23 protein-coding genes are annotated in these 25,289 nt (G+C 62.3%); 12 read left to right on the forward strand and 11 right to left on the reverse strand.

What is annotated here, in order from left to right; translation table 11 throughout:
- Window positions 1-22: 22 nt before the first annotated feature.
- The 6 genes from IP89_RS11820 to IP89_RS23895 all read right to left on the reverse strand — a co-directional run bounded on the left by IP89_RS11820 (window position 23) and on the right by IP89_RS23895 (window position 7,760).
- Window positions 23-691: a DUF3313 domain-containing protein gene (locus IP89_RS11820; protein ID WP_043309725.1), complete on the reverse strand. Its 669-nt coding sequence runs from the start codon at window positions 689-691 to the stop codon at window positions 23-25.
- Between the two features lie 70 nt (window positions 692-761).
- Window positions 762-1,994 (reverse strand): OmpP1/FadL family transporter, encoded by a 1,233-nt coding sequence (locus IP89_RS11825; protein ID WP_256203140.1) that lies wholly within the window; start codon window positions 1,992-1,994, stop codon window positions 762-764.
- Window positions 1,995-2,447: 453 nt separating this feature from the next.
- The gene (locus IP89_RS11830) at window positions 2,448-3,917 is read right to left on the reverse strand and encodes a lytic transglycosylase F (protein WP_043309727.1); all 1,470 of its coding nucleotides are present in this window, start codon (window positions 3,915-3,917) and stop codon (window positions 2,448-2,450) included.
- A 98-nt stretch (window positions 3,918-4,015) separates the two neighbouring features.
- On the reverse strand, window positions 4,016-5,704 hold the full coding sequence (gene aspT, locus IP89_RS11835) for an aspartate-alanine antiporter (protein WP_043309728.1): 1,689 nt from the start codon (window positions 5,702-5,704) through the stop codon (window positions 4,016-4,018).
- The gene (locus IP89_RS11840) at window positions 5,701-7,263 is read right to left on the reverse strand and encodes a mechanosensitive ion channel family protein (protein WP_052081054.1); all 1,563 of its coding nucleotides are present in this window, start codon (window positions 7,261-7,263) and stop codon (window positions 5,701-5,703) included. The genes aspT and IP89_RS11840 overlap by 4 nt, the downstream gene beginning before the upstream one ends.
- A gap of 71 nt (window positions 7,264-7,334) precedes the next feature.
- Complete coding sequence (locus tag IP89_RS23895) at window positions 7,335-7,760, reverse strand: DUF1302 family protein (RefSeq protein WP_081963231.1); 426 nt, start codon at window positions 7,758-7,760, stop codon at window positions 7,335-7,337.
- A gap of 253 nt (window positions 7,761-8,013) precedes the next feature.
- On the opposite strand from IP89_RS23895, the gene IP89_RS11845 reads away from it, so the two are divergent.
- Genes IP89_RS11845 through IP89_RS11875 form a run of 7 tightly spaced genes read left to right on the forward strand, consistent with a single transcriptional unit; the run spans window position 8,014 to window position 14,316 of the window.
- Window positions 8,014-8,691: a thermostable hemolysin gene (locus tag IP89_RS11845; protein WP_043309729.1), complete on the forward strand. Its 678-nt coding sequence runs from the start codon at window positions 8,014-8,016 to the stop codon at window positions 8,689-8,691.
- A complete protein-coding gene (locus tag IP89_RS11850; RefSeq protein WP_043309730.1) occupies window positions 8,681-10,147 on the forward strand; it encodes an AMP-binding protein in 1,467 nt (488 codons plus the stop codon). Before IP89_RS11845 ends, IP89_RS11850 begins: the two co-directional genes overlap by 11 nt.
- A 10-nt stretch (window positions 10,148-10,157) precedes the next feature.
- Window positions 10,158-10,841, forward strand: a complete 684-nt coding sequence (locus IP89_RS11855; protein ID WP_043309731.1) for a TenA family transcriptional regulator — start codon at window positions 10,158-10,160, stop codon at window positions 10,839-10,841.
- Window positions 10,828-11,634, forward strand: coding sequence for an SDR family oxidoreductase (locus IP89_RS11860; protein WP_043309845.1), 807 nt, complete (start codon window positions 10,828-10,830; stop codon window positions 11,632-11,634). The genes IP89_RS11855 and IP89_RS11860 overlap by 14 nt, the downstream gene beginning before the upstream one ends.
- On the forward strand, window positions 11,631-12,272 hold the full coding sequence (locus IP89_RS11865) for a tetratricopeptide repeat protein (protein WP_043309732.1): 642 nt from the start codon (window positions 11,631-11,633) through the stop codon (window positions 12,270-12,272). The genes IP89_RS11860 and IP89_RS11865 overlap by 4 nt, the downstream gene beginning before the upstream one ends.
- A gap of 8 nt (window positions 12,273-12,280) precedes the next feature.
- Complete coding sequence (locus IP89_RS11870; RefSeq protein WP_043309733.1) at window positions 12,281-12,943, forward strand: response regulator; 663 nt, start codon at window positions 12,281-12,283, stop codon at window positions 12,941-12,943.
- Window positions 12,940-14,316, forward strand: coding sequence for an ATP-binding protein (locus IP89_RS11875; protein ID WP_043309734.1), 1,377 nt, complete (start codon window positions 12,940-12,942; stop codon window positions 14,314-14,316). Before IP89_RS11870 ends, IP89_RS11875 begins: the two co-directional genes overlap by 4 nt.
- Window positions 14,317-14,323: 7 nt before the next feature.
- Here IP89_RS11875 and IP89_RS11880 read toward each other — a convergent pair whose 3' ends face one another.
- Window positions 14,324-14,872, reverse strand: a complete 549-nt coding sequence (locus IP89_RS11880; RefSeq protein ID WP_043309735.1) for a cytochrome b/b6 domain-containing protein — start codon at window positions 14,870-14,872, stop codon at window positions 14,324-14,326.
- A complete protein-coding gene (locus tag IP89_RS11885) occupies window positions 14,872-15,138 on the reverse strand; it encodes a PepSY domain-containing protein (RefSeq protein WP_043309736.1) in 267 nt (88 codons plus the stop codon). The genes IP89_RS11880 and IP89_RS11885 overlap by 1 nt, the downstream gene beginning before the upstream one ends.
- Window positions 15,139-15,346: 208 nt before the next feature.
- On the opposite strand from IP89_RS11885, the gene IP89_RS11890 reads away from it, so the two are divergent.
- The 5 genes from IP89_RS11890 (at window position 15,347) to IP89_RS11910 (ending at window position 21,253) form a co-directional block, all read left to right on the forward strand.
- Window positions 15,347-15,967, forward strand: a complete 621-nt coding sequence (locus IP89_RS11890; protein ID WP_043309737.1) for a tyrosine-type recombinase/integrase — start codon at window positions 15,347-15,349, stop codon at window positions 15,965-15,967.
- Window positions 15,968-16,192: 225 nt separating this feature from the next.
- Window positions 16,193-16,669 (forward strand): 2,4'-dihydroxyacetophenone dioxygenase family protein, encoded by a 477-nt coding sequence (locus IP89_RS11895; RefSeq protein WP_043309738.1) that lies wholly within the window; start codon window positions 16,193-16,195, stop codon window positions 16,667-16,669.
- 73 nt (window positions 16,670-16,742) lie between these two features.
- Window positions 16,743-19,103, forward strand: coding sequence for an arylsulfatase (locus IP89_RS11900; protein ID WP_043309739.1), 2,361 nt, complete (start codon window positions 16,743-16,745; stop codon window positions 19,101-19,103).
- A gap of 40 nt (window positions 19,104-19,143) precedes the next feature.
- Window positions 19,144-19,977: an SDR family NAD(P)-dependent oxidoreductase gene (locus IP89_RS11905; protein ID WP_043309740.1), complete on the forward strand. Its 834-nt coding sequence runs from the start codon at window positions 19,144-19,146 to the stop codon at window positions 19,975-19,977.
- Window positions 19,978-19,993: 16 nt separating this feature from the next.
- The gene (locus tag IP89_RS11910) at window positions 19,994-21,253 is read left to right on the forward strand and encodes an anaerobic sulfatase maturase (RefSeq protein WP_043309741.1); all 1,260 of its coding nucleotides are present in this window, start codon (window positions 19,994-19,996) and stop codon (window positions 21,251-21,253) included.
- 4 nt (window positions 21,254-21,257) lie between these two features.
- Here IP89_RS11910 and IP89_RS11915 read toward each other — a convergent pair whose 3' ends face one another.
- From IP89_RS11915 to IP89_RS11925, 3 genes are read right to left on the reverse strand one after another with little or no spacing between them, the layout of a single operon-like run.
- Complete coding sequence (locus IP89_RS11915; protein WP_043309742.1) at window positions 21,258-21,995, reverse strand: hypothetical protein; 738 nt, start codon at window positions 21,993-21,995, stop codon at window positions 21,258-21,260.
- Between the two features lie 43 nt (window positions 21,996-22,038).
- Window positions 22,039-22,860: an ABC transporter substrate-binding protein gene (locus IP89_RS11920; protein WP_043309743.1), complete on the reverse strand. Its 822-nt coding sequence runs from the start codon at window positions 22,858-22,860 to the stop codon at window positions 22,039-22,041.
- 15 nt (window positions 22,861-22,875) lie between these two features.
- Window positions 22,876-25,278, reverse strand: a complete 2,403-nt coding sequence (locus IP89_RS11925) for an RND family transporter (protein ID WP_043309744.1) — start codon at window positions 25,276-25,278, stop codon at window positions 22,876-22,878.
- Window positions 25,279-25,289 lie beyond the last annotated feature (11 nt).

The raw sequence follows: 25,289 nt of genomic DNA on the forward strand, positions 1-25,289 counted from the left end.
GCGCTGCACACCAGCTCTCTAATTATTTCTTCAGCGCTTCGAACGAATGGACCATGTCGCGCGCCCAGCCATCGAGCACGGCCTTGGTGTCGTTAGCGGTCATCACCTGGGCCGAGTTATCGAGGTCGGCACCGGCGCCTTTGCGTACCACCTGGGCGACCACTTCCTTGCTGCTGCCGTCGATGAATGCCGCTTCGGTGGCGATGCTGGTGTCCTGGTCACGGATGCCGGTGGCGGTGCTGACGCCGGCGGCCAGCAGGGCAATCGGGATGACCTCGTATGGGCGCAAGCCCTTGGTCGAGGCGCTGACCGCAGTGATCGCCGGCCGCACCACGAGCACACCCTGGCCCGGTGCTTTGGCCAGCGGCAGCACTTTGGAGAACTGGGTTTTCAGTACCGAGTCGTAGTAGTTGGTGATGCCCTGCAGCGTGCTCTGCGGAATCTTCTCGGTCGGCTGCGGCTTCGGATAGAGCTGGCTCGGCTCGATGTAGACGCTGGTGAATTCGTTGACGTCCACTCCCGGTTTGATCCAGCGCATCACGGGGGCGCCGGAGGGTGACTTAGCCTCCTCCAGCGGCTTGTAGTCCTGGAGGAAGCCCGAGTAGTCCTCGGAATCCACATACTTGCTGGCGCAACCTGCGACCCCCAGAGTGGCAAGGCACAAAGCGAGCGCTATTGGCTTCAACGTCATGGTGATGCTCCTGCTGAACAATGTTGCTGAGTGTTGGTAGTTGTTTTCTGGTTTGCGGTGTTTAGCGACTTCAGAAGCGCCAGGTCGCCCCGCCGCCAAGGATATGCAGGGCCGCGTTTTCGTAGCTGCCCGATAAGGTGGTGCCGGAGCGCGACTTGGTCTGCTCGACCTCCATGTCGCCCAGCCACACCAGGGTGTAGGCCAGGTGCAGGTCGAGGCCTTCGTCGAGCTGGTAGTTGATGCCGGTGGCGAAGCGCCAGGCCTCGCCCATGGGGTTGTCGACGGTGCGGTCATCGTCATCCACGGCCGAGCTGTCGTAGCCAAGGCCGACGCTCCAGCGCAGCTGCGGGGTGGCCTGGTACTGGGTGCCGATGGAAGCGTGCCAGGTGTCCTTGTATTGGCGGTCAACACTGCGGCTAACGCCAAAGGCATCGGCGTCCACCTCCACGCCGATATCGCCGAACTCGCTCCAGTCCTGCCAGCCGAGGCTGCCGAGCAGTTTCCACTGCGCATCGAGCTGGTGCGCCACGCTCAGCTGCACGGTCTGCGGCACGTTCATGTCCAGCTCCAGCGAGTCCACATCCAGACGACGCAGGGCGGCATTGACGATGGGGTTGCTGACGTCGTCGACGTCCGGCTTGTCCTCGAACTCCAGCTTGACCTTGCTGGTGTAGGCCAGGCCGATCTGAGTGCGTTCGTCGAGCTTGTAGAGCAGGCCGAGGTTGACCCCGGTGCCGACGTCGGTGTCCTTGAATTCCAGTTGCCCGTCGGGGTTGTCATTGATCCCGAGCAGGTTGTTGTTGATGGCCATCTCGGTGCGGTAGTACCCCAGCACGAAGCGCGGGCCGATGCCGACCGAGAGCTGGTCGGTGAACTGGTGGGCTATGGTTGGCTGGAACGACACGCCGATGATCGCCGCTTCTTGGGTGAAGTAGCGGCCGGCCCAATCGTCGTCATAGTCGAGCGCCAGGCCGAAGTTGCCATACATGCCGAAGCCGATGGCCGAGGTTTCGTTGAGCTGGTGGCTAATGAACAGGCTGGCGCCCGGCAGCCATTCCAGCGAGTTGCCGCCTTCGTTGCCATCGAACTGATTGCCGTCGTCGCGGGAGAAAGTGATCTGGCCGAGGATCACCTGGGCGTTGGCACTGACCTGCGTGCCCTTGAGTTCGGTGATGCCGGCAGGGTTGCTCATCAGCACGCTGGGGTCGCTGGCGAGCGCGGCGGAACCGGCATTGGCCAGCCCGGCGCCTTCCTGGCCTGCCTCATAGATCAGAATGCCGCCGGCCTGTGCGTGGTCGGCCATCAGCAGGCCCAGGCCGGATGTCAGGATCGCTGCATAGGCGATACGGGTGTTGCGGGTAGTGACATAGCGCATAAAGCATCCCCTGCTGAATATGGCTATCACAGCACTACCGGTACAGCGGCACCCGAGGGGAAAAAGCGTAGTTGGCGATGCATGGCAACTACCGATCAGGTACAGCCGTTCCAGCCATGACAAGAGGCAGCGTAGTAGAGGAGATTTGCGCTGCAAATTTCTGCCGGAGAAAACTGTAGGGATTCTCACTTAAACGCGACGGGTGGCGTAAAGCCGCAGTTTTACTGGGCTGAATGCTGGCGCAATGCCATCCGCCAGGGACGAAATCGGGCTACTGAGTGCCGCAAGGACTCCTCGGTGGATTCAACGAAGTTCAGTCCGAGATGTCAGTGCACAACACGTCCGTGTGAGCAGTTCGACTCTCTGTAGCCCCGCAAAAGACTATTGGGCGGCGGCAGTCGGTTTCCCCTTTTTGTCGACCAGCTTGTAGGCCACGTAGTACTTGTAGATGTTGCCGACGTAATCGACCGTCTCTCGGCCAACCACTCGTGCGGCACTGTGTTCGACGTTACCGAACCAGACATTCGGATCGAGCCCGGACTTCTCCGCGAGCCGCCTGAACTTGCGCAGATTGCCCGGGCCCGCGTTGTACGCGGCAAAGGTCATCAGCGTCTTGTTGAGCGGCGTCAGCTCCGGGTCGTTCAGGTACTTGTCTGCCAGCAGGCGCATGTACTTGCTGCCCGCTTCGATGTTCCTGTCCGCGCTCTTGTCGATTCCGGTTATGCCTACCGCCTTGTCGGCAGCCGTACTGGGCAGCAGCTGCATCATGCCGACCGCGCCGCGCGAGCTACGCGCCTTCTGGTTGAGCTGAGACTCCTGGAAGCTCTGGGCCATCAGCATCAGATAATCGAAGTCGTAGGTCTGGGCATGCTTGCGGAACAGGTCGACGGTCTCGCGGAATTTCTTCATTTCCGCTTCGGAAGTCGACTTGAACATCTTCTGGCTGTTCTTCACGTACTTGTTGCGTAGGGTGTTGCCAAACACCGTGCCGACCTTGTGGGCTTTGACGAAGGCATCCAGTTCGGTCTTGAACTTGGGGCTGCCCTTGCGGATAGCCCAGGCGAACTCGGCACCTTCGTGCACGGCAAAGCCGTCATCAATGCGCATGTCGGTATACAGCTTGCTCCAGGCCTCGGCGATGTAGCGATCCACTACGATGCCGTCGATGATCCCGGCGTTGACCATCTCCAGCAGGTCCTCGGACTCCAGGTTCTCATCGGCAGGAACCACATCTATGGGTGCCAAGCCCTTTTCCTGGAAGCTCTTGTTCAGGTTGACCAGATGTTCGAAGTAACTGCTCGAGGCTCGCACCGTGATCTTGCGCCCGGACAGGTCCTCCAGCTTGTTCAAGGGTTTGCTGCCTTTGGCCGACACGACCACCTCGCGGATACCGCTGGCAAACGGCGCGCCGAAATCCACCGTCTGCAGGCGCCCCTCGGTAATGGTCAGGCCTCCGGCGGCAATGTCCCCTACGCCTTCGAGCAGCTTTGGCATCAGCTCGTCACGGGCTACCGGGATAAACATCACGCGCCACTGGAATGACTTGCGCTCATAGGGATGGCGCTTGTTCATCCAAACCTCCAGCGCCTTGCCCAGCTCATAGCTGATGCCCTGCTGACGGCCGCGATCGACGGCATAGAAGGTTCGGCTGTAGGGCACCAGAACCCGTATCAGGCGCCGCTCACGCATTCCGTCCAGATCGCCAATCCAGGCTTCCGGAACAGGCAGCACCATGGCCGTCACTTCTGCCTCTTCCTGAGCGCTGAGTTGCACATCGGGCAACGCCGGTGTTTCAGCCAAAGCCGATGCGCTGAACAGCAACAACGTCAGAGCCGCACTGCGAAGGTTCATCTACCCTCTCCTTGCTTTACCTAAAGTGGACGCCGGCCTCGCTGGAGTTCTGCGCCCTGCTCTACCGCCCGCTTCTCATCCATGACCCACATGGGAGATCAGGCGGCAACGAAAACGATGATCGGACCACATACCGCCAGCAGCACATTGGAAATGGCGTAGCACACCGTGAAGCCAATTACCGGCGTATTGCTGCCCGACTGCTCCATGACCTTGTTCATCGACGCGGCCTCGGTCTGGGCTCCCGCCAAGGCGCCAAACAGAATCATCGGGTGCAGGCGCAAGACATAGCGGCCGAAGTACAGGGCCACCAATGGCGGCAGCAGTGTCACCACTACCCCGGAGATCAACAGCGCTGTGCCCTGTTCCTGCATGGCAGCAATCGCCGCGGGACCAGCCAGCAGGCCGACCACAGCGCCAAACGCGGTCAGGCCGAACTCGGAGAAAGCCCATTGCGCCGCGGGCGGCAGGTTGCCGACCTCCGGATGGCGGGAGTTGAACCAGCCAATCAGCAGCGCAACAACCAGCACGCCGCCACCAACACCCAGCTCCACTGGAATCATGCCGATATGCGTCGACAGCATGCCCAGCAGCGCGCCAATCACCATGCCCAGGCTGTGTATGGCTATGTCGGACTTGTAGCTGCTTTCCCGGATCCGCCCCACCCTGGCGGCCAGTGACTCGACGCTCGCTTTGCGCCCGGAGAGCGAGATGACATCGCCCCGACGCAATACCGTGTTGGGTAACAGCGGCAGCTCAAGCCCCTGGCGAGTGATGCTGTTGATGAAGCAGCCGAGTCTCTCTGCGCCAACAACACGCGCCTTGATGTCATGAATCGTATGGCCGGCCAGGTCGGCCGCAATCAGCACCACATCGACGGTGCGCGTCGGGAAGGACATCGACTCGGCATGATCGACCTCCGGTCCTATCCACTGACTGAGCTGGCCAACGGCCTCGCGTAGCGCGTACACCCCGAGGATGTCGCCGACCTGCAACTGCAGGTCCGGGGCGCGCTCCAGTACCTGCGTCCCACGGACCACGCGCTCGATGCTCAGTGATGAGTGCAGACGCTCGATATCGGCGATGCGAGAGCCGGCGGCGCCACCTTCCACGGCCCGATGCGCCCGAACCACGATGCGCGTGTAAGGGACACGGGTGAAATCGTCCTGGTTGGTAGCGATCCCCAGCTCCTGCTCCAGCTCACGCGCCGAAGCCCGCAAATCAACCCTGAGCAGCCGCGGCGCGATGCTGCCCACGAATACGATCAGGCCAACGGTGCCGAACAGATAAGTAATGGCGTAGGCGATGGCCATGTGGCTGTTGAGCTGGGCCTTCGCCGCACTATCGAGCGGCAGCTGGGCAATGGCGCTACTGGCGGTGCCCATGATCGCCGTATCGGTCAACGCGCCGGCGCCAAGGCCTGCGGTGAAGCCGGCGTCGAACTGGTAAATCCAGTTCATCAGCAAGATGGCGCCCAGCGCAGTACTGCACAGCACCACAGAGAACAGCACCAGCTTCAAGGTGCCGCGATTCAGGCTGCCGAAGAACTCGGGGCCACTCTTGAAGCCCACGGCATAGATGAACAGCACGAAGAACACGGATTTCAGCTCATGCGGGACCTCCAGCCCCACCTGCCCGATGAGCAGCCCCATCAGCAACGCGCCCGCCACCGAGCCCAGGTGGAAGCTGCCAATGCGGATGCGCCCGATCAACACGCCCAGGGCAATGGCCAGAAAGACCGCGAGCTCCGGATTTGAGCGAAGTGCGCCTATGACGAAATCCATCATGGCTTGTCAGCCTCGTCCTTAGCCTGCGCCGGTGCGGAGAACCAGCGCTCCTTGGGCACCCACTTCTCCTGCTCGGGGTCGCCCAGGTAATGCGGCGACATGATCTGCACCCCGTATTCGTTGAATACATCCTGGATGTTGGCGTGCAGCATGGTGAGCAATACCGCGCGCGGCCTGGGCTCGCTGGGAATCGCCTGGGCCACCAGGCGGTACTCCGGGTAGAAGTCCGACAGCGCCGTCTGGAACACCTGAGGGTTTGGTGTTTGCAGAATGCCGGGAGTGCGCAATGCGGCCTCGAGGAGCATGGCCTCCACCTGCCGCCAGGGCGTGTCGTAGCCGATGGTGACCACGGTATCCACGACATAGCCGTTACCCTGCACCACGCGCGAGTAGTTCTTGGTCACTGCTCCGGTGATCATCGAGTTGGGAAGGGTCAGCACCTCGCCGAGCCCCGTGCGGATAGTGGTGGTGAACATCCCTACCTCGGTCACGGTGCCTTCGTTTTCGCCAACCCGGACGTACTCCCCTACGCGCAAGGTACGGGTATAGGTCAGGATCAGCCCGGCGGCTGCCTGCCCCACCACACTGGACGCGCCCAGGGAAATCATCAGGCCGATCAGTACCGACAGGCCCTTGAAGGCCTCGGTGTCCGCCCCAGGCAGATAGGGATAAGCCATCGCCAGGGCGAACAGCCAGATGGCCAGTGACGTCAGCCGAGTGGTGGGCTGCAGCGTCTCCTGGTTGAGCCAGTTGATGGTTCCCGGCCGCGACAGGCGCTCCAGCAAGCGCCTGCAGAAAGCACTGAAGCCGCGCGCGATGAAGAAGATCAGCAGCGCAATCACCAGACCCGGAATCGCGCTGACCACAGCATCCAGCACATAGCGGGCAAGCCCCACCAGATACTCGTTCAGGCTTTCACCCCAGGGCCGGGTATAGGGGAAGCGCTGCAGGACGAACGTCAGCCACTCGTAGGTGAGCAGCAACACCAATACCCAATACACCAGGCCGAATAGCCGGCGAGTCACCAGCAACAGGTTGCCGCTATCGATCAATTGGGCATGGCCGACTTTCAAGGCGCTGGTGTGGCGCTGCACGCGGTCGGGCAGCCAGGACAGCAGGCGCCGGTGGCAGAAGGAAAGCAAACGCAGCAGTCCCATGAACAGCAATGTCGCCGCTGCGCTTAGGCCACCCGCCATTAGCAGGAAACGCAGGTTGCGGGCTTCCTGGGTTTCCCCGACCACCTGACGCAGGCGCTGCGCCGCAGCCTCGGCCGTTTGCCGGACGTCCGCATCGCCTGGACCAACATCCTTGGGAGAAACGATAAACGCTCGGCGATTGCCCAGCAGTACCAGGTAGTCGTCCTGGATAGAGTCCAGCCGCACCTCGACGTCGTCCGTGCCCCCTACCACTTCATTGATCACTGCGCGCGCACGCTCGACCCTAGCCTCGGGGTTCTCCCCCAGTACCGTGGCGCGAAACACGATGATGCTGCGATTGGCGATCTTGAGCTCAGCAGTCTCTGGCGCTGAGACCGCAGCCTCTTCTGCGGCGCTGACCATCCCAGCAAAGGCCAAGCAGAAAGCCAAGAATATGAAACGCCCCTTCCCCATCGCTCAGCCCCCTACAGGCGTCACTGCCTGGCACAACCCGGACATATCCCCGCAAATCCCGTTCTGCAGCCTAGACCAGCCGCCAAGAAGGCGCCTGTACCACCCAACCGGCAAGAATCTGGTATGGGTCTACCCTGCCGCTCAGCACGCGCAAGGCTGGAAGTGCCGAGATAGAGATGGCAAGGCGCTATTACGCCGCCTATCCGGAAGGCAGACGCTCCGCTAGGAAAGGTGTTCTGGTACTCGGCATCCAGACCCGGGCTGACTGCCTTGACACCTTCGTTGAACAGGCAGTTGGGACCGTAGCCATCGACGCCATGGGACAAAGTAATGCTCGGTATGAGACTCACCCTGGCGAACACGCTGTTGTAGTCCCAGCTGGCGTGCATGCTGTCATCCCAGGAAGTCGAGGTCACGAAACCGTCGCCTTCGCAGTACTTGTCGATGTTCTCGGCGGAAGCACCTACTGCGGCACACTCCGACTAGCGAAGGTATTCGCCACTGGCGACTATTGGCCGAAGGTAGCCCCTCGTGAAAGCCAGTTTCCGGCCATTAGCGCGTCATACAGTGGCTATCGAAGGCCGCCGTAAGGGGAGCCCCATACTTCGCTTCTAACATTGGAGGTATCGGGAGCTTCAGACTCCATTCAGATTCGCTTCGGATACTGCCTTCCATCGAACCAATCGATGGGGGCAAAACATGATCCGATTGCAATGGGAAACACTGTTCCCACTTCACTTTGGCGGAGCTGGCGAGCGCTGTGCCTATCTGAATCTACATCGAGAAGACGCCCCTGGCCGACAAGAGCTGGAGTCGTTTGTTAAACGCGGCTTCGAGCAAGCGCATGGGGCGAATGTTCAGCACTTCCTACCGGAAATGCTTGGGCTTTATGACGGCCAAGATCGTTTGGATGCTGCCGTCGGGATTCGCCTAGCCAGTAGTGGTCCACTCTTTCTCGAACAATATCTGGATGAACCGATGGAGACTGAGGTCTCGCGGTTAGCCGGAATAGATGTTTCGCGTGAAGCGCTGGTGGAGGTCGGTAATCTCTCGGCACTGTCTGCGGGTGGTGCGCGCTTGCTGATCATCGCAGTGACTTGGCTGCTGGCGGCCAGGGGCCTGCGCTGGGTGGCCTTCACTGGTACTTCCAGCTTGGTTAACAGCTTCCATCGCCTGGGGCTGGAACCCATTGCACTGGGTCAGGCTCAGGCCGAGCGTCTGAGTGATCCGAGCAGCAATTGGGGCACGTATTACGAGCTATGTCCTCAAGTGTTCGCCGGCGACATCCTTCATGGCCATGCAGAACTGGAGCGTCGCGGGATTTTCCAGCGCCTTGGCTTTCCGCGGTTGCAGGGAGAAAGTGGCCATGCAGCCTAATCTCCGCTGGTTCCGCGAGGTTTTGCAGAAACATGCCCAAGGTGGGTCGCCACAGGCAGCAGTGCGAGGTGTCGAACAGCGCTACACCTATGCCCAGCTGCTGACCGAGGTCGAGCGGCGCGAGTCCCGCTTGCGGGAGCAGCCAGCAGGACCGATCGCTTTGTTCTTGGACAACGGACCAGAAGCGCTCTTCTGGGACCTGGCTGCGCTATTCAGCGAGCGGCCCTGCATTGTATTGCCGCCTTTCTTCAGCCCCTCTCAGCGTGCCCACTGCCTGCAGCAAAGCCAGACTCCGCTAGTGCTAGCCGGTGAGGTGATGGGCGAAGAGCTACGTGCATTAGGCTACGTGTTCGACGGCATGTTCTGGAAACACCCCATAACCCATTCGGATGCGTTGCCAGATGGCACAGCCAAGATCACCTACACCTCGGGCAGTACCGGGACACCCAAAGGTGTGTGCTTGTCGGCTGAGGCCATGTTGAGGGTTGCCCATGAGCTTGAAGCAGCCAGCCGTCCCACCCAACCTAGCCACTATCTAGTAGTGCTGCCTCTGGGTGTGCTGCTGGAGAATCTGGGTGTATATGCCGCTCTGCTGGCTGGGGCTCAAGTTACGCTGCTGCCCCTGCATCAACTCGGTATGAGCGGTGCCAGTGGCATCGATATCAAGCGTTTGTTGACGTGCATTGCCTTGAGCGGTGCGCAAAGCCTGATCTTGGTACCGCAGTTGTTGCTGGGACTGGTCACCGCTATTGAACGTGGCCTCATGGGTGTCGGCGCCTTGCGCTTCGTTGCGGTAGGCGGGGCGAAGGTCTCGGAAGGGCTGCTTTCGCGGGCGCAGGCTGTAGGACTCCCGGTTTATGAAGGTTATGGCCTGTCCGAATGTGCATCGGTGGTCTGCTTGAACCGCCCACAGCACAGCCGTCCCGGTACGGTCGGTCGGCCGCTGCCTCATGTCGAAGTACGTCTGGCCGAGGATGGTGAGGTTCAGGTACGCGGCACCACCATGTTGGGCTATCTGGGCGAGCCAGCAAGCATAGGCTCCTGGTTATCGACCGGCGATCTGGGTCGCTTCGATGCAGATGGTTATCTGCACATTCTCGGGCGCAAGAAGAACCAGTTCATTACCAGCCTGGGCCGCAACGTCAATCCGGAGTGGGTGGAGGCCGAGCTGACGCAGGACGGAACCATTCTCCAGGCCTTCATTCACGGCGAAGGCCTGAGCCACAACCTGGCGTTGTTGTGGCCCCTCTCTTCCGAAACAAGCGATGCCGAGTTGGATGCTGCCGTACAGCGTTGCAATAGCTCGTTGCCTGACTATGCCCGTGTACATCGCTGGGCTCGCCTTCCCGAACCGTTTGCGTCCAGCAATGGACTGCTGACTGGCAACGGTCGGCCACGCCGCGAGGCGATTTACCTCCACTACCAGAACACCCTCAACCAGCTCGTAACCGAATGAGGTTTACCCCATGTCTTTCTTCGACTCCCTGCAAGCCGCAACCAGTGAAGAGCGTAAAACTCTGTTCAGTGTACCCGTGATCCGGGATGCCTTGGGTGGGGCTGTGAGTCTTGAGGGCTACATTGTCTTCCTGACTCAGGCTTACTACCACGTCCGCCATACGGCGCCATTGATGATGGCGTGCGGTGCCCGCCTACCGATCCGCCTTGAATGGCTGCGCAAGGCTGTTTGCGAATACATCGATGAGGAGTACGGCCATGAGCAGTGGATTCTCAACGACATAGAAGCCTGTGGCGGAGATCCCGAGAAGGTGCGTAATGGCCGTCCATCCCTCTCCATCGAGCTGATGGTTGCCTTCCTCTACGACACTATTCAGCGGGGCAACCCGGTTGGGTTGTTCGGCATGGTGAATGTCCTGGAGGGTACGAGCATCGCTCTGGCCACCCATGCAGCTGGCAGCATCCGCAGTTCCTTGGGGCTTCCGGTCACTGCGTTCAGCTACCTCAGCTCTCATGGCGAACTGGACCAGGAACACATGGCCACCTATCGCTCGCTGATGAATCGGCTTGAGCAGCCAGAGGACCAGGATGCTGTCATTCATGCGTCCAAGGTGGTTTACGGTCTCTACACAGACATGTTCCGGGGCCTGCCGCGAGCAGAGGTCCATGCCGGGGTGCACCATGCGCTTGTCTGACTGCCGCGCGATACTCACCGGTGCTAGTGGTGGTATTGGTTTGCAGCTAGCAGAGCAGCTGTGCAACGCCGGTGCACAGGTTCTTGCGGTGAGTCGTCAGGAAGGTGGGCTCGGGCAACTGCGGCAGCGCTTTCCGCAACAATTGCGCTGGCAGCAGGCTGACTTGAATCAGGCCAAGGCCCGCCAGGAAGTGCTGAGCGCCGCGTGGCAACTAGGTGGCGTAAACCTGCTCATCAACGCTGCAGGGGTCAATCGTTTCGCCCTGTTTGAGGAGATGGACGACGATGAGATCGATGCTCTGCTCGACCTGAACATCAAGGCCACCCTGCAGTTGACGCGACTGCTGCTGCCCGTCCTGCGTCGGCAGGGACATGCATTGATCACGAACATCGGCTCCACCTATGGATCAATTGGCTACCCCGGTTACGCGACATACTGCGCAAGCAAGTTTGCCCTAAGAGGTTTTTCAGAGGCATTGCGGCGTGAGTTAGCAGATACGTCCGTGGATGTTCTCTACGTGGCCCCCAGAGCCACTCGAACGACGATGAATGGTGCTGCTGCCAGGGCGCTGAATGACGCGCTTAAGGTGGGCACCGATGATCCTCGAGATGTCGCCGTCGCGGTGCTAGAGGCAATAGAGCGCAACCTCAGTGAGCTTTATCTGGGCTGGCCTGAGAAGATTTTTGTGCGCCTGAACCACCTGCTGCCAGGCCTGATAGACCGGGCCCTGCGTAAGCAGCTTCCATTGATCCGCCACCACAGCCGTGCGGAAGTCGGAGAGGCTAGTAAATGAAACGACTCATATTCATCGCACTCGCACTGCTTCTGGCTGCACCGTCCACGTGGGCTTTGGATTCTGCAGGCCAGCAGCGGCTCGCTGACATTCAAACACGTTGGGCGCAGATTCAGTACCGCACTCCAGAGGCAGAACGTGAAGAGGAATTCGCTAAGCTGGCGAGCGACGCGCTCGTATTTACTCGCCAGCAACCAAGATCTGCAGAAGCCTGGATCTGGAACGGCATTGTCACCAGCAGCTGGGCCGGTGCCGAAGGCGGGCTTGGCGCCCTGAGTAAAGTGAAGGATGCACGCGCTAGCCTGGAGAACGCCTTGGCTATTAATCCTGAAGCCCTGCAGGGCTCTGCTTACACCAGCCTCGCTGCTCTCTATGATCGGGTGCCGGGCTGGCCAATTGGCTTCGGCGATTCGGAGAAGGCGGAATCGCTGCTGAAGGAAGCTTTGCGCATCAATCCAAACGGCATCGACAGTCTGTATTTCTGGGGAGACCACCTGTACCGTCAGGGACGCAATGCTGAAGCACGCAAGGTGCTGGAACAGGCTCAGCAGGCGGCACCGAGGCCTGGACGTGAGCTCGCTGACCAGGGGCGACGAGAGGAAATCACTGCTTTACTCAAAACCCTTGAGAAAGAATAGGACTGGGCATGCGTCTGTTGTTGGTTGAGGACGATACTGCGCTGGGGGAGGGCCTCAGAACTGGCCTCCGTGAAGAGGGCTATACCATCGACTGGCTGCAGGACGGTGCCAGCGCATTACATGCTTTGACCCAGGAGGCTTTCGACCTGGTGATACTCGATCTCGGCCTGCCCCGGCTGGATGGCATTCATGTTCTCAGGCGCCTCCGCGGCACCGGGGCGTCGCTTCCTGTGTTGATTCTCACCGCTCGTGATGGGACGGACGATCGCATTGCCGGCCTTGATGCAGGTGCAGATGACTACCTGATCAAACCCTTCGATCTCAACGAGCTCAAGGCGCGGCTACGAGCCTTGCTACGCCGTAGTAGCGGTCGTGCGACGGTACTGATCGAGCATGGCGGTGTCAGCCTCGATCCGGTCTCGCAGCAAGTGCATTACCAAGGCCGTTCTATTTCGCTGACGCCCAAGGAGTACGTGTTATTGCACGAACTCTTGGCGCAGCCCGGAAAAGTCTTTAGCCGGGAGCGGCTGACCCAGTTGTTGTACGGCTGGGATGAGGAAGCGGAAAGTAACACTCTCGAAGTCCATATCTATCACCTGCGCAAGAAACTGTTCGGCGAGCTGATACGAACCGTTCGCGGCATCGGCTACCTGGTGGAAAGCAAACTATGACGTCCCTGCGGCAACGCACCCTCTGGCGAGTGGTAGTTCTCCTTATCGCCGGGACCAGTCTGCTTGCGTACTACAACTACCGGGACAGCAGCCACGAGATCGCCGAGGTCTACGATGCTCACCTGGCTCAAAATGCCCGACTACTACAGGGCGTGATGAGCCTGCCGCTTGCCACCAATGATCGCGAGCGGCTTTACGATGCATTCGACAAGGCTCTACGCCAGGCTGGTAGCCCAGGCGTTGGTCATCCATACGAAAACAAGCTGGCGTTTCAGGTCTGGCGCGAAAGTGGTGAGTTGCTAGTGCATACGCCTAGTGCACCGAGCATCGTGCCCCCCATGAGCAAACCGGGCTTTTCTGACTTCACTGCCGACACCAGACAGTGGCGTGGCTTCCTGCTCCCGGTTCCTGATCAGCAAGTCATTATCTGGGTCGGAGAGCGGAAGGATGTTCGTGGTGACCTGGTTAGTCGCATCGTTCGCCATACACTGATTCCTTTCCTGCTCGGCGGGTTGGTGTTGGCGTTGCTGGTTTGGTTCGCCATCGGTTGGGGACTGCAACCCCTGCAGAACATGGCGAATGTCATTCGTGGTCGCCACGCCAAGTCGCTTGAGCCCTTGCAACTAGCTCCGCTGCCCAGCGAGTTGGAACCAATGCAGGCTGCGATCAATCGGCTGCTTAGCCAGGTCAGCGATCTCCTTCGTCGTGAGCAGCGCTTCATCGCCGATGCAGCACACGAAATGCGTACTCCGCTGGCGATCCTTCGCCTTCATGCACAGAACGTAGAGCAAGCTAAGACTGCGGAAGATCGAGATCAGGCGCTGCGGTTCTTGATTGGCGGCGTTGATCGGTTGAGCCGAGTAGTCAATCAGTTGCTCACGCTCGCCCGGCTCGAGCCGCGCATGGGCCAGCAGCAGTGGGAGGATGTTGACCTAGCGAAGGTCGCGACGGAAACGCTGGTTGAAATGACGCCGTGGATGCTGGAGCAGAGTGTCGAGCCAACCTTGGAAATTGCACCAGGCACTTACCACGTTCGGGGCGACCCGATGACTATCGGCCTTGCCCTGCAGAACCTCGTCAGTAACGCCGTCAACTTCTCGCCTTCAGGCGCTAGCGTGCGAGTCAGCCTTCAGGGCCGGGGTTCGCATATTGTTCTGATGGTCGAGGACGAGGGACCAGGCCTCTCGCAAGAACAACTCGAAAAGGTATTCGAGCGCTTTTTTAGCGAAGGCCATGAGGGCGGCGCCGGTCTAGGACTTTCCATCGTGCGAACCATTATGGAGCACATCGGAGGCACGGTACATCTACAAAACGGCCAGACAAAGGGACTGAGGGCGACGCTGGAGTTCCCGAGCCAACCGCGCACGGCCTGAAGACAAGCTAGCCAAGCTCGTCTTCTTTCGGCAACACCCGCCGCCGGCCGGTGATCATCGAAAGGGGTAGATTATCTCGTAGGCGTACACTCTCCAGCACTGCAGCGACAAGGTGCAGCGATACCAGCGCAGCAAGCCCATTGGCAATCCAGCGATGCAGGTCCCCTGGCCAATCGACGCCCCAGAGGGCGTCGACTTCCTGCATCAGATAGCCTGTCAGCCCCAGCAGGGCAATCGCAGACATCATCAGGATCATGACCAACGCCCCCAGTGGTGAGTGCCCTAGCCGATGGTGAGGTGATCCATTTAGTAGAGCTGTGATGTGCGCTCCCAGCCGGCGCTTCGTTGGCCAGAAATCCTGCCATCGCGCACTGCGAGGGCCAACGACCCCCCACAGTACGCGAATCAGCAACCAGCCGCAGGCGTAGTACCCCAGCCAGTTGTGCCAGCTATCACCTTCCTCGGTGAAGAAGTAGTTGCTCACGAAGACACCGGCGACCGAGACATGGAACAGCCGGACAATTGGGTCCCAGAGCCGAATGGTCGCCGGGCGCATCAGCTTTCTACCTTGCTCTTCACCGGCTGCCCGGTGACCGGATCGTGATAGATCTCAACCTTGCGCTTGTCCTTGTCGAATCCATAGATCTCGTAGCAGTTACCACTGGTGATCTTGAACTTACTGATCTGGTAGCCCTGTTCCTTGAGTTGAGCTTGGAACTGCTCAGGGTCTTTCCATGTGGAGCGGTCAGCGGTAGTGCATTGGGGGGAGGCAAGAGCAGCAGTGCTAGCGATCAGGAGGGCAGGAATAAGTAGAAAACGCATGATGAAGCTCCTCAATGGTTTGGAGGCTTCACTCTGCGCGCGAAAGCTTAAGGATTTCTGAGGGGACCTGATCTAGCTGTCCCAAAATGATCGCCGATGCTCTCGAGGTGGGAATCTGCAGCTCGTAGATAGCCGCTGCTTCTGGCTGGTTAGCGCCCAGTGTCATGACTGGCGATCCTTGTCCTCTCCCATCTGTGGAGGACAAGCCATGCACACAATTGCTATCTGTAGCCGCCAACCTTGGAACAAAGGAAAACTGGTTGGGCAGAAAGCCCCGCTCCGTCTACGAGATATCTGGGCGATCCGGGTAAGACTTCAAATTGCGGAGCGAGTCCGGGATCTGGCTCTCTTCGATCTAGCCATCGACAGCAAACTTCGAGCCTGCGACTTAACCAAACTCCGTGTGCGCGATGTCGCTCATGGCGAGCGAGTTTCATCGCGGGCCATCGTCATGCAGCAGAAAACCCAGCGCCCAGTTCAGTTTGAGATCACCGAGCAAACACGTATTGCTCTCGAAGCCTGGATACATCACGCGCATCTTCGCAGCGAGGATTGCCTTTTCCCGAGCCGGCTACATAGCTCAGAGCATCTCTCCACTCGGCAGTACGCACGAATCGTTAAAGCGTGGGTGCGTTCCATTGGCCTTGATCCGGCTATGTATGGCACTCACACAATGAGGCGCACGAAAGCATCTCTGATTTACCGCAGGACGAAGAACCTAAGGGCTGTTCAACTGCTGCTTGGCCATACGAAGCTGGAGAGCACCGTTCGATATCTCGGGATCGAGGTAGATGACGCCCTGGAAATGGCGGAGCAGACAGAGGTTTGACCATGCAATGCATAGCGGCGGCCGTCGCCAGGTCGTCGCTAACCGGCCAATAACGGACATCCATATATGGCTAAGCGCCTATAGCAGGACTCCGACTGATCAATCTCCCCGATCAGCCTAGACCGCCGCTTACCTGAACCACCCGACAAGAGGGGGGTAAGGAACCCCACTCCCGCGCAGAATCCTCGAAAGCATTCCGCCATGCCTGAGCCGAGGAGCCTGCACATGCTGTACGAATCAATCGACACCGCCGCAATCAACGACGAAGACCTGCCCTGGATCCCCTTCTCCCCCTACAGCAACGACGTACTGCTCAAGTACATCAAGTGCGACCCGGTGCGCGGGGAGACCATCACCCTGCTCAAGGCCCCCGCAGGCGCCACGCTGCCGAAGCACCATCACTCCGGCACGGTGATCGTTTACACCATCAAGGGCGCCTGGAAATACATCGAGCATGACTGGATCTCCCGCGAGGGCGGCGTGGTCTTCGAGACTGCCGGCACCAGCCACACCCCCATCACCCTGACCGAGTACGGCGACGAGATCATCACCCTGAACATCACCCAGGGCGACCTGTTGTATTTCGACGAGAACGACAACCTGTTCGCCATCGAGAACTGGAAGTCGGGAGTCGAGCGCTACCTGGCGTACTGCAAGGCCAACGGCATCGAGGCCAAGGACATCACCAGCTTCTCGGTCTGACCCGACCCGCCCAGCAGCCCGCAGCGCTCGACGCCCTGCGGGCTTGCCATAGAACGACAAGACGGATGCCCAGATGACCAAGAAGCCCTGTGCGGGAGAAATCGCGCTGGCAATCGGCACGCTGTTAAGCGCCCCCGCTGCCATGGCGCAGGACAGCCTGCCCTTCCCTCCGACGCCCTCCGCCAGCGACGCCGGCCCCACCCTCAAGGAGTCGCGGCACGCGAAGCGCCAGGCGCAGTCGCACCTGCCGGCGGATGCGCCGAATATCCTGGTGATCATGCTCGACGACGCCGGCTTCGCCCAGGCCGATACCGTGGGCGGCGGCATCCACACGCCGACCCTCAGCCGCGTCGCCGACAGCGGCATCCGCTACAACGCCTTCCACACCACCGCAATCAGTTCGGCCACTCGCGCCGCGCTGCTGACCGGGCGCAACCATCACCGAGTGGGCAACGGCGTGATCGCCGAGCTAGCCACCGATTGGGACGGTTACACCGGGGAGATTCCCAAGAGCTCGGCGACCATGGCCGAAGTGCTCAAGCAGCACGGCTACAGCACCGCCGCCTTCGGCAAGTGGCACAACACGCCGACCCACGACACCACGGCGGTCGGCCCCTTCGACACCTGGCCCAGCGGCTACGGCTTCGAATACTTCTACGGCTTCCTCGCCGGCGAGACCTCCCAGTACGAGCCGCGCCTGTACCGCAATACCACGCCGATCGAGCCGCCGCACGAGCCCGGCTACCACCTCAGCGAGGACCTCGCCGAGCAGGCCGTGGACTGGCTGCAGGAACATCAGACCCATGCCCCGAGCAAGCCCTTCTTCCTCTACTGGACGCCGGGCGCCGTGCACGGACCGCATCAGGTCAACGCGACCTGGGCGGACAAGTACAAGGGCAAGTTCGATGCCGGCTGGGACAGCTACCGGCAAGAGACCTTCAAGCGCCAGAAGGCTCTCGGCTTCATTCCCCAAGACGCCCAGCTGACCCCACGCCCGGCGGAGCTGCCGGCCTGGAACAGCCTCAGCGCCGAGCAGAAGCGCTACCAGGCACGCCTGATGGAGGTCTACGCCGGCTTCATGGAACATGCCGACACCCAGGCCGGCAAACTGCTCGACGAGTTGGAACGCCAGGGCGAGCGCGACAACACCCTGGTGTTCTACGTGTTCGGCGACAACGGCGCCTCCGCCGAAGGCATGGAGGGCACCATCAACGAGCTGCTCGCGCAGAACGGCATCACCTTCCCCAAGGAGCAGCAGCTCAAGGTGCTCGACGGCATGTACGGCGGCCTACCGGCGCTGGGCGGCGCCAAGCTGGAAAGCATGTACAACGCCAGCTGGGCCTGGGCCGGTTCCGGCCCCTTTCCCGGCACCAAGCTGGTGGCCGGCTACTTCGGCGGTACCCGCACGCCGCTGGCGGTGTCCTGGCCCAAGCGCATCGCGGCGGACGAACGGGTCCGCCAGCAGTTCCACCACGTCAACGACATCGCCCCGACCGTCTACGACCTTCTCGACATCACGCCACCGAAGTCGGTCAACGGCGTGGTCCAGGACCCGCTGGACGGTGTGAGCATGGGCTACACCTTCGCCGATGCCGCGGCCGAGCCACGCAAGCCGGCGCAGTACTTCGAGGTGCTCGGCAGCCGCGGCATCTACAAGGACGGCTGGATGGCCTCGGTATTCGGCCCGCGCAAGCCCTGGGTCCAGGGCTTTGCCCAGTTCATGGGCTGGAACCCGCAGAACGATCACTGGGCATTGTATGACCTGAGCAATGATTATTCGCAGGCCACCGACGTGGCCGAGAAGTACCCGGAGAAACTCGCCGAGCTCAAGGCGGAGTTCGACGCCCAGGCCAAGGCTAACCACGTCTACCCCATCGGCGCGGGGCTTTACCCCTTCCTCGCTCCTTCGGTGCTGGCCGGCGACGGCCGCCAGGAGTGGCACTTCACCGCGCGGGTCAAGCGCCTGCCGGAGTTCGCCGCGCCCAACCTGCGCAACCGCAGCAGCCTGGTGAGTGCCGAGGTCGAGTTGCCGGGCAACGCCAGCGGGGTGATCTACGCGCTGGGCGGCATGGGCGGCGGGGTGACGCTGTATCTCGACAAGGGCCACGTGGTCTACGAATACAACGCGATGGCCGTGGCCCGCATCAGGCTGCGCGCCGAGCGCCCCCTGGCCGCCGGCCCGGCGCGGATCGAGGTGCGTACCCAGGCCACCGCCGCCAAGCCCGGCTCGCCGGTGCAGCTGAGCCTGCTGGTCAATGGCGAGGAAGTGGCCAGCGGCGCCACGCCCTTCACCCCACCGCTGACCTTCACCGCCAGCGAGACCTTCGATGTGGCGCAGGACCTCGGTTCGCCGGTGGCGCTGGACTACTTCGACCGCGCGCCGTTCGCCTTCGATGGCAACGTGCGGGACCTGCAAATCCGCTATCTCCCCTGACCCCATCGGGACGCGCCCAGCGCGGCCCACGGAGACGACCATGGCCATCGCCGACCTGAAGAACAAGAAAGTCCTGATCACCGGAGCGGCCTCAGGCATCGGCCGCGCCACGGCACTGGCCTTCGCCCGCCGCGGGGCCATCCTGCTTCTGTGCGACATCGATACCAGCGGCCTGGCCGCGCTGAGCCAGCAGATAGTCGACGCCGGCGGGCAATGCTTCAGCTATGAGATAGACGTCACCGACGCCACCGCCATGGCCGAACTGGCCGCCGGCATCCATGTCGCCCAGGGCGCGGTCGACGTGCTGATCAACAACGCCGGCGTCGGCTACCTGGGCCGCTTCCTGGATAGCGACCTGAACCACTGGCCGCGGGTGCTGGACATCAACCTGATGGGCGTGGTGCACGGCTGCTACTGCTTCCTGCCACGCATGATCGAGGCCGGCGGCCCGCGCCAGATCATCAACGTGGCCTCCGCCGCAGCCCTCTACCCCTCCCCGAGCATGGCCGCCTACGCCGCCTCCAAGCACGCGGTCTACGGCCTGAGCGAAGTGCTGAAGATGGAGCTGAACGACACTGAGATACAGGTCACCACCGTATGCCCCGGGGTGATCAACACGCCGATAGTGGCCAACCGCAGGAATATCGCCGCCTCCGTAGGCGTGGAGCAGATCAGTCGCCTGCAGCAGTATTACCAGAACAAGGGCTGCGACCCGGAGCTGGTGGCCGAGAGCATGGTGCAGGCGGTGCAGCAGGGCCGTGACCTGGTACTGGTAGGCCCCTTCGCCCGCCTGATCTTCCAGCTCAGGCGCCTCTCGGTCGGTCTGCTGCGACGCATCGTGCTCAAGGATGCGCGCAAGATCGGCTACCTCTGATTCCACAGGCCACACCATGAGCGATCTGCAGCAGCAAGGCATGCACCTGATGGCCAAGCCCGTCGGGCCGATCTGCAATCTCGATTGCGATTACTGCTTCTACCTGGAGAAGGAGCAGCTGCACCCGCCGAGCAACCGCTTTCGCATGGCCGACGAGGTGTTGCGCGCCTATGTGCAGCGCTACATCGCCGCGCAGCACAGCCCGGAGGTCGAGTTCACCTGGCAGGGCGGCGAGCCCACCCTGCTGGGGCTGGAGTTCTTCCAGCGCGCGCGGGCCTACCAGCGAGAGTTCGCCAACGGCAAGACCATCCGCAATACCCTGCAGACCAACGGCACGTTGCTCGACGAAGCCTGGTGCGCCTTCCTGGCCCACGAGGGCTTCACGGTAGGCATCAGCCTGGACGGGCCGCAGGAGCTGCACGACTTGCACCGGCCGGACAAGCGCGGTCGCTCCAGCTTCAACGACGTGATGCACGGCCTGGCGCTGCTGCAGAAGCACCTGGTGCCCTACAACGTGCTGGTGACCGTGACGCGCGATACCACGCTGCAACCGCTGGCGGTCTATCGCTTCCTCAAGGACGCCGGCGTGCGCCATATCCAGTTCAACCCGGTGGTCGAGCGCGCACCGACGGTGCCCGACGCGGCGCGCGGCCAGCAGTTCGCCACGCCACCCGAGCTGCGCCTGCACGACCTGCAGCAGCCCGACGCGCAGGTGACGGCGCAGAGCGTGGCGCCGGAGGCCTACGGAGAGTTCCTCACCGCCATCTTCGACGAGTGGGTACGACACGACGTCGGCACCATCCACGTGATGAACTTCGAATGGGCCCTGTCCGCCTGGTGCCAGCTGCCGCCCAGCGTCTGCCTGTTCGCCCCGCGCTGCGGCAAGGCGGCGATCGTCGAGCACGACGGCAGCCTGTACTCCTGCGACCACTACATGTACCCCGAGTACCGTCTCGGCAACATCCGCGAGCAGGACCCGGCCGAGCTGCTGGCCTCCCCCGCCCAGCAGGCCTTCGGCGCGGCCAAGGAAGAAGCGCTGCCCGACTACTGCCGCAACTGCGACTACCTGTTCGCCTGCCATGGCGAGTGCCCGAAGAACCGCTTCAGCGAGACGCCGGACGGCAAACCCGGGCTCAACTATCTGTGCGCGGGCTACAAGCACTACTTCCGCCATGTCACGCCCTACCTCAACGCCATGGCCCAGCTGATCGCCCACGGCCAGCCGGCCGACCTGATCATGCAGGCCTTCAACGGCCCGCTGCTGATCAAGCTGTAGCCTGCTACTCGCCCACCTGGGCGGCCAGCTCGTCGAGGTCGACTATGCCCCTGGCCAGATAGAACTCCACGCCCCCCGAGGACTCCCGCGGCCTGTTCGCCAGGATCTGCGAACGCACGAAGCGGTACCCCTGGTGCACCCTGCCGAGCGCCTCGGCCTGGGCTGCATCGGTGTTCTGCATCTGGCGCAGGCCCTGTTGCAGACCCTGGTCCAGAGCCTGCCGCTCGGCCTGCGCCAGGCCCTGGTATTCGCCGTCGAGGAAGGGATAGCTGCGCGCCTGATAGTCCAGCAGCAGGCGCGCCATATCCCGGCTGCGCTGGCGCAGCAGCTGCGCCGTGGTGGCCGCGGCGCCCTCCTCCGCCAGCTGCTGTTCGGCCCAGACCTCCATCTCCCGCTGCAACCGCAACAGCCGCAGCAACAGCGGCGGGTACTGCTCCGCCTGCTGCCGGGGCAGGCATTCGAGGTCCTTGAACAGGCGCTGCATGTCGCGCAGATGCGCGGCCACGGGCTCGGGCTGGCCCAACTGCACCACACGGGTCGCTAGCAGATTCAGGCTGTCGTAGCTGGAGGCCAGCGCGCGGGAATCCTGCGCCTCCAGCGCCGGGTTGAAGTACAGCAGCGCGCTGGAACACAACAGCGAACTGCGCGTGCGCAACTCGTGCAGGTGCTGCTGCACCTGTTCGTCCGCACCGGCGTTCATCGCGTACAGCCATCCAAGCAACAGCAGTGCACCCAGCCGCATATCCGTTCCCTCGCCATGACGTGATGGGATGGAATGAAACCGGCTATGGGCGTCGCTCACCTCCCCCGGCTCGGGGGGGCTGGTCATCAACTTCGCCCGGATATATCCGCGGCGCCAGCTGCGGCCATTCGGCAGAGGCGCGGATGCGCCCGATCTCCTGCCAGACGCGGTCCAGGCGCACCTTCTCGCGGGCATACAGGGCCTTGTTGAAGGCCAGGTAGGTATTGCTCTGCATGAACTGCCGGGGTAGGCGCTGCAGGTCGGCAAACTCCGGCGTCTTCAGCAGCTCGCTGATGCGCGGCTCCAGACCCAGGGCCAGCTCCGCGCGCCCCATCAACAGCATGCGCATCAGCTGTTCCGGCGAGTTGGCGCTGTCCAGGCCCGGCTGGCCCAGCTCCGCCAGGCGCGCGGTAAAGGCCGAGATGCCGGCCTCGTGAATTACCGGGGAATGCAGACCGGTGAAGCGCGCGCCGTCCCAGTCGGCTCGGCTGTCACGGCGCCTGATCACCACCGAGATCACCTCGCCCACGGCCCTGGAGGGGTTGGCCAGGCCACGGCGCAGCGGCATCGCCAGCCTGATCCGGTTCGTCGGGGTATCGGCGACGGTCGCCACGCCCTCGAGATCACCCGCGGTGACCGCCTTCAGGCAGCGCCGCCAGGGCAACACGACGAACTCGACGCGCCAGCCCATCTGCCCCGCCGCGCGCCGGATCAGGTACTGAGCCTGGCCGTCGCGGTGCGGAAAGGTCAGCGGCGGGTAGGCGTGGTCGCTCACGCAGATGCGCAGGCGCTCGGGCTGCGCCGGCACTTCGGCCGACGCGGCCAGGCTGCACAACAGCCCGCACCAGAGCAGCCACCGGCGCATGTCACCGTCCTCCCCTCAGGTAGCCTTCCTGAGCAGGAAGTGCGACAGCGCGGGAATCAGCACCAACGCGCCGATCATGTTCCAGACGAACATGAAGGTCAGCAGGATGCCCATGTCGGCCTGGAACTTGATCGGCGACCAGGCCCAGGTCACCACGCCGGCGGCCAGGGTGACGCCGACCAGGGCGACCACCTTGCCGGTGAACGCCACCGCGTTGCGGTAGGCCATGGCCAGCGGCACGCCGGCGCGCTGCTGGGCCAACTGCACGCTGAGCAGGTACAGGGCGTAGTCCACGCCGATACCGACACCGAGGGCGATCACCGGCAGTGTGGCCACCTTCACGCCCATGCCCAGCCAGACCATCAGCGCCTCGCAGAGGATCGAGGTGAGCATCAGCGGCAGCACCGCCACCAGCACCGCGCGCCAGCTGCGGAAGGTCACGAAGCAGAGCAGGATCACCGCGGCGTAGACGTACAGCAGCATGATGCGGTTGGCCTCGCGCACCACGATGTTGGTGGCGGCCTCGATCCCGGCGCTGCCGGCCACCAGCAGGAACTGGCGCTGCTCGGTGCTGTGCTCGTGCACGAACTGCTCGGCCACCTTGACCATGTGATCGAGGGTCTCGGCCTTGTGATCGGTCAGGTAGGCCACTACCGGCATCATCGAGCAGTCGGTGTTAAACAGCTCCGGGTTGTTCACCGAGGCCTGCTGGGCGCCGTAGTTCAGCACGTTCTGGTTGCGCGCGATGGTCAGCCACTTGGGGTTGCCCTCGTAGGAACCGGCCGTGACCTGACGCACCGCATTGACCAGCGACACGGTGGTCTGCACCCCGGTCTGTTGTTGCAGCAACCAGCCCAGGCGATCCGCCTCGACCAGGCTCTGGTATTTCAGGCAGCCTTCTTTCGGCGTCTTCAGCATCACTGCGAACAGGTCGCTGGACAGCGAGTAGTTGTCGGTGATGTAGGCGTTGTCGAGGTTGTAGCGCGAGTCCGCACGCAGCTCGGGGGCGCCGGGGTCGAGGTCGCCGATCTTCAGCTGCAGGCTGACGACGAAGCCAGCCACCGCCAGCACCGCCGCCACCAGCAGAGTGACGGTGGCCCAGCGGCGCTCGGTAAAGCGGTCGAGCCCGCTCCACAGTGCGCCCAGGCCACGGCCGCGCACCTCTTCCTGCTCATGCCGCAGGCTGCGCGCGGCGGCGCGCTGGCTGACGCCCAGGTAGGACAGCAGCACCGGCAGCAGCACCAGGTTGGTGAAGATCAGTACCGCCACGCCGACGCTGGCGGTCACCGCCAGGTCCTGGATCACCGGGATGTCGATCAGCATCAGCACGGCGAAGCCGACGGCGTCGGCCAGCAGCGCGGTGAGGCCGGCGAGGAACAGGCGGCGGAAGGTATAGCGCGCGGCCACCAGCTGGTGGGTACCGCGCCCGACGTCCTGCATGATGCCGTTCATCTTCTGCGCGCCATGGGACACGCCGATGGCGAATACCAGGAACGGCACCAGGATGGAGAACGGGTCCAGCGCGTAGCCGAACAGCGCCACCAGGCCCAGCTGCCAGACCACGGCGATCAGCGAGCAGCAGACCACCAGGGTGGTGCTGCGTACACAACGGGTGTAGGCGTAGATGATCAGGGTGGCGATCAGCGCGGCGGCGACGAAGTACGCCATGACCAGCAGCAGGCCGTCGAGCAGGTCGCCGATCAGCTTGGCGAAGCCGATGATGCGAACCTTGACCGCCCCGCTCTCCTGGCCTTCATAGCGGGCCCGCAGCTTGTCCTCGAGCACCTTGGAGAAGGCGTGGTAGTCGATGGCCTGGCCGCTGACCGGATCTTTCTCCAGCAGCGGCACGAAGATCATGCTGGAGCGGAAGTTGTTGCCCACCAGGCTGCCTACTATGCCGGAGCGGGCGATGTTCATGCGCAGCTGTTCGACGCTGGCCGGCGAGCCGTCGTAGGAGTCGGGCATCACCGGGCCGCCCTGGAAGCCCTGCTCGGTCACCTCGGTCCAGCGCACCGCCGGGGTCCATAGCGACTTCATCCAGGCACGGTCGACACCGGGAGTCACGAACAGCTCGTCGTTGATCTCCTTGAGCACCTGCAGATAGGCGGGATCGAAGATATCGCCGTCGGGGTTCTCCACCACGATGCGCACGGTGTTGCCTAGGCCGCGCAGCGAGTCGCGGTGCTCCAGGTAGTTCTGAATGAAGGGTTGGCTCTGCGGCAGCATCTTCTCAAAGCTGGCGGTCAGGCTCAGGCGGGTAGCCGCCACATAACCCAGCACCAGGGTGATCAGCGCACAGGCCAGCACCACCAGCAGGCGGTTGTTGAAGATGCTGCGCTCCAGCAGGCTGCCGGAGCGCGCGTCGAAGCCTTGCAGCTCCCGCACCACCGGCATGCCGTCGTGCTCGTAGTTACCCATTTCCGTGTCTC

This window comes from Pseudomonas sp. ML96 (assembly GCF_000761545.1).
In the GTDB taxonomy this organism is placed as follows: Bacteria; Pseudomonadota; Gammaproteobacteria; order Pseudomonadales; family Pseudomonadaceae; genus Aquipseudomonas.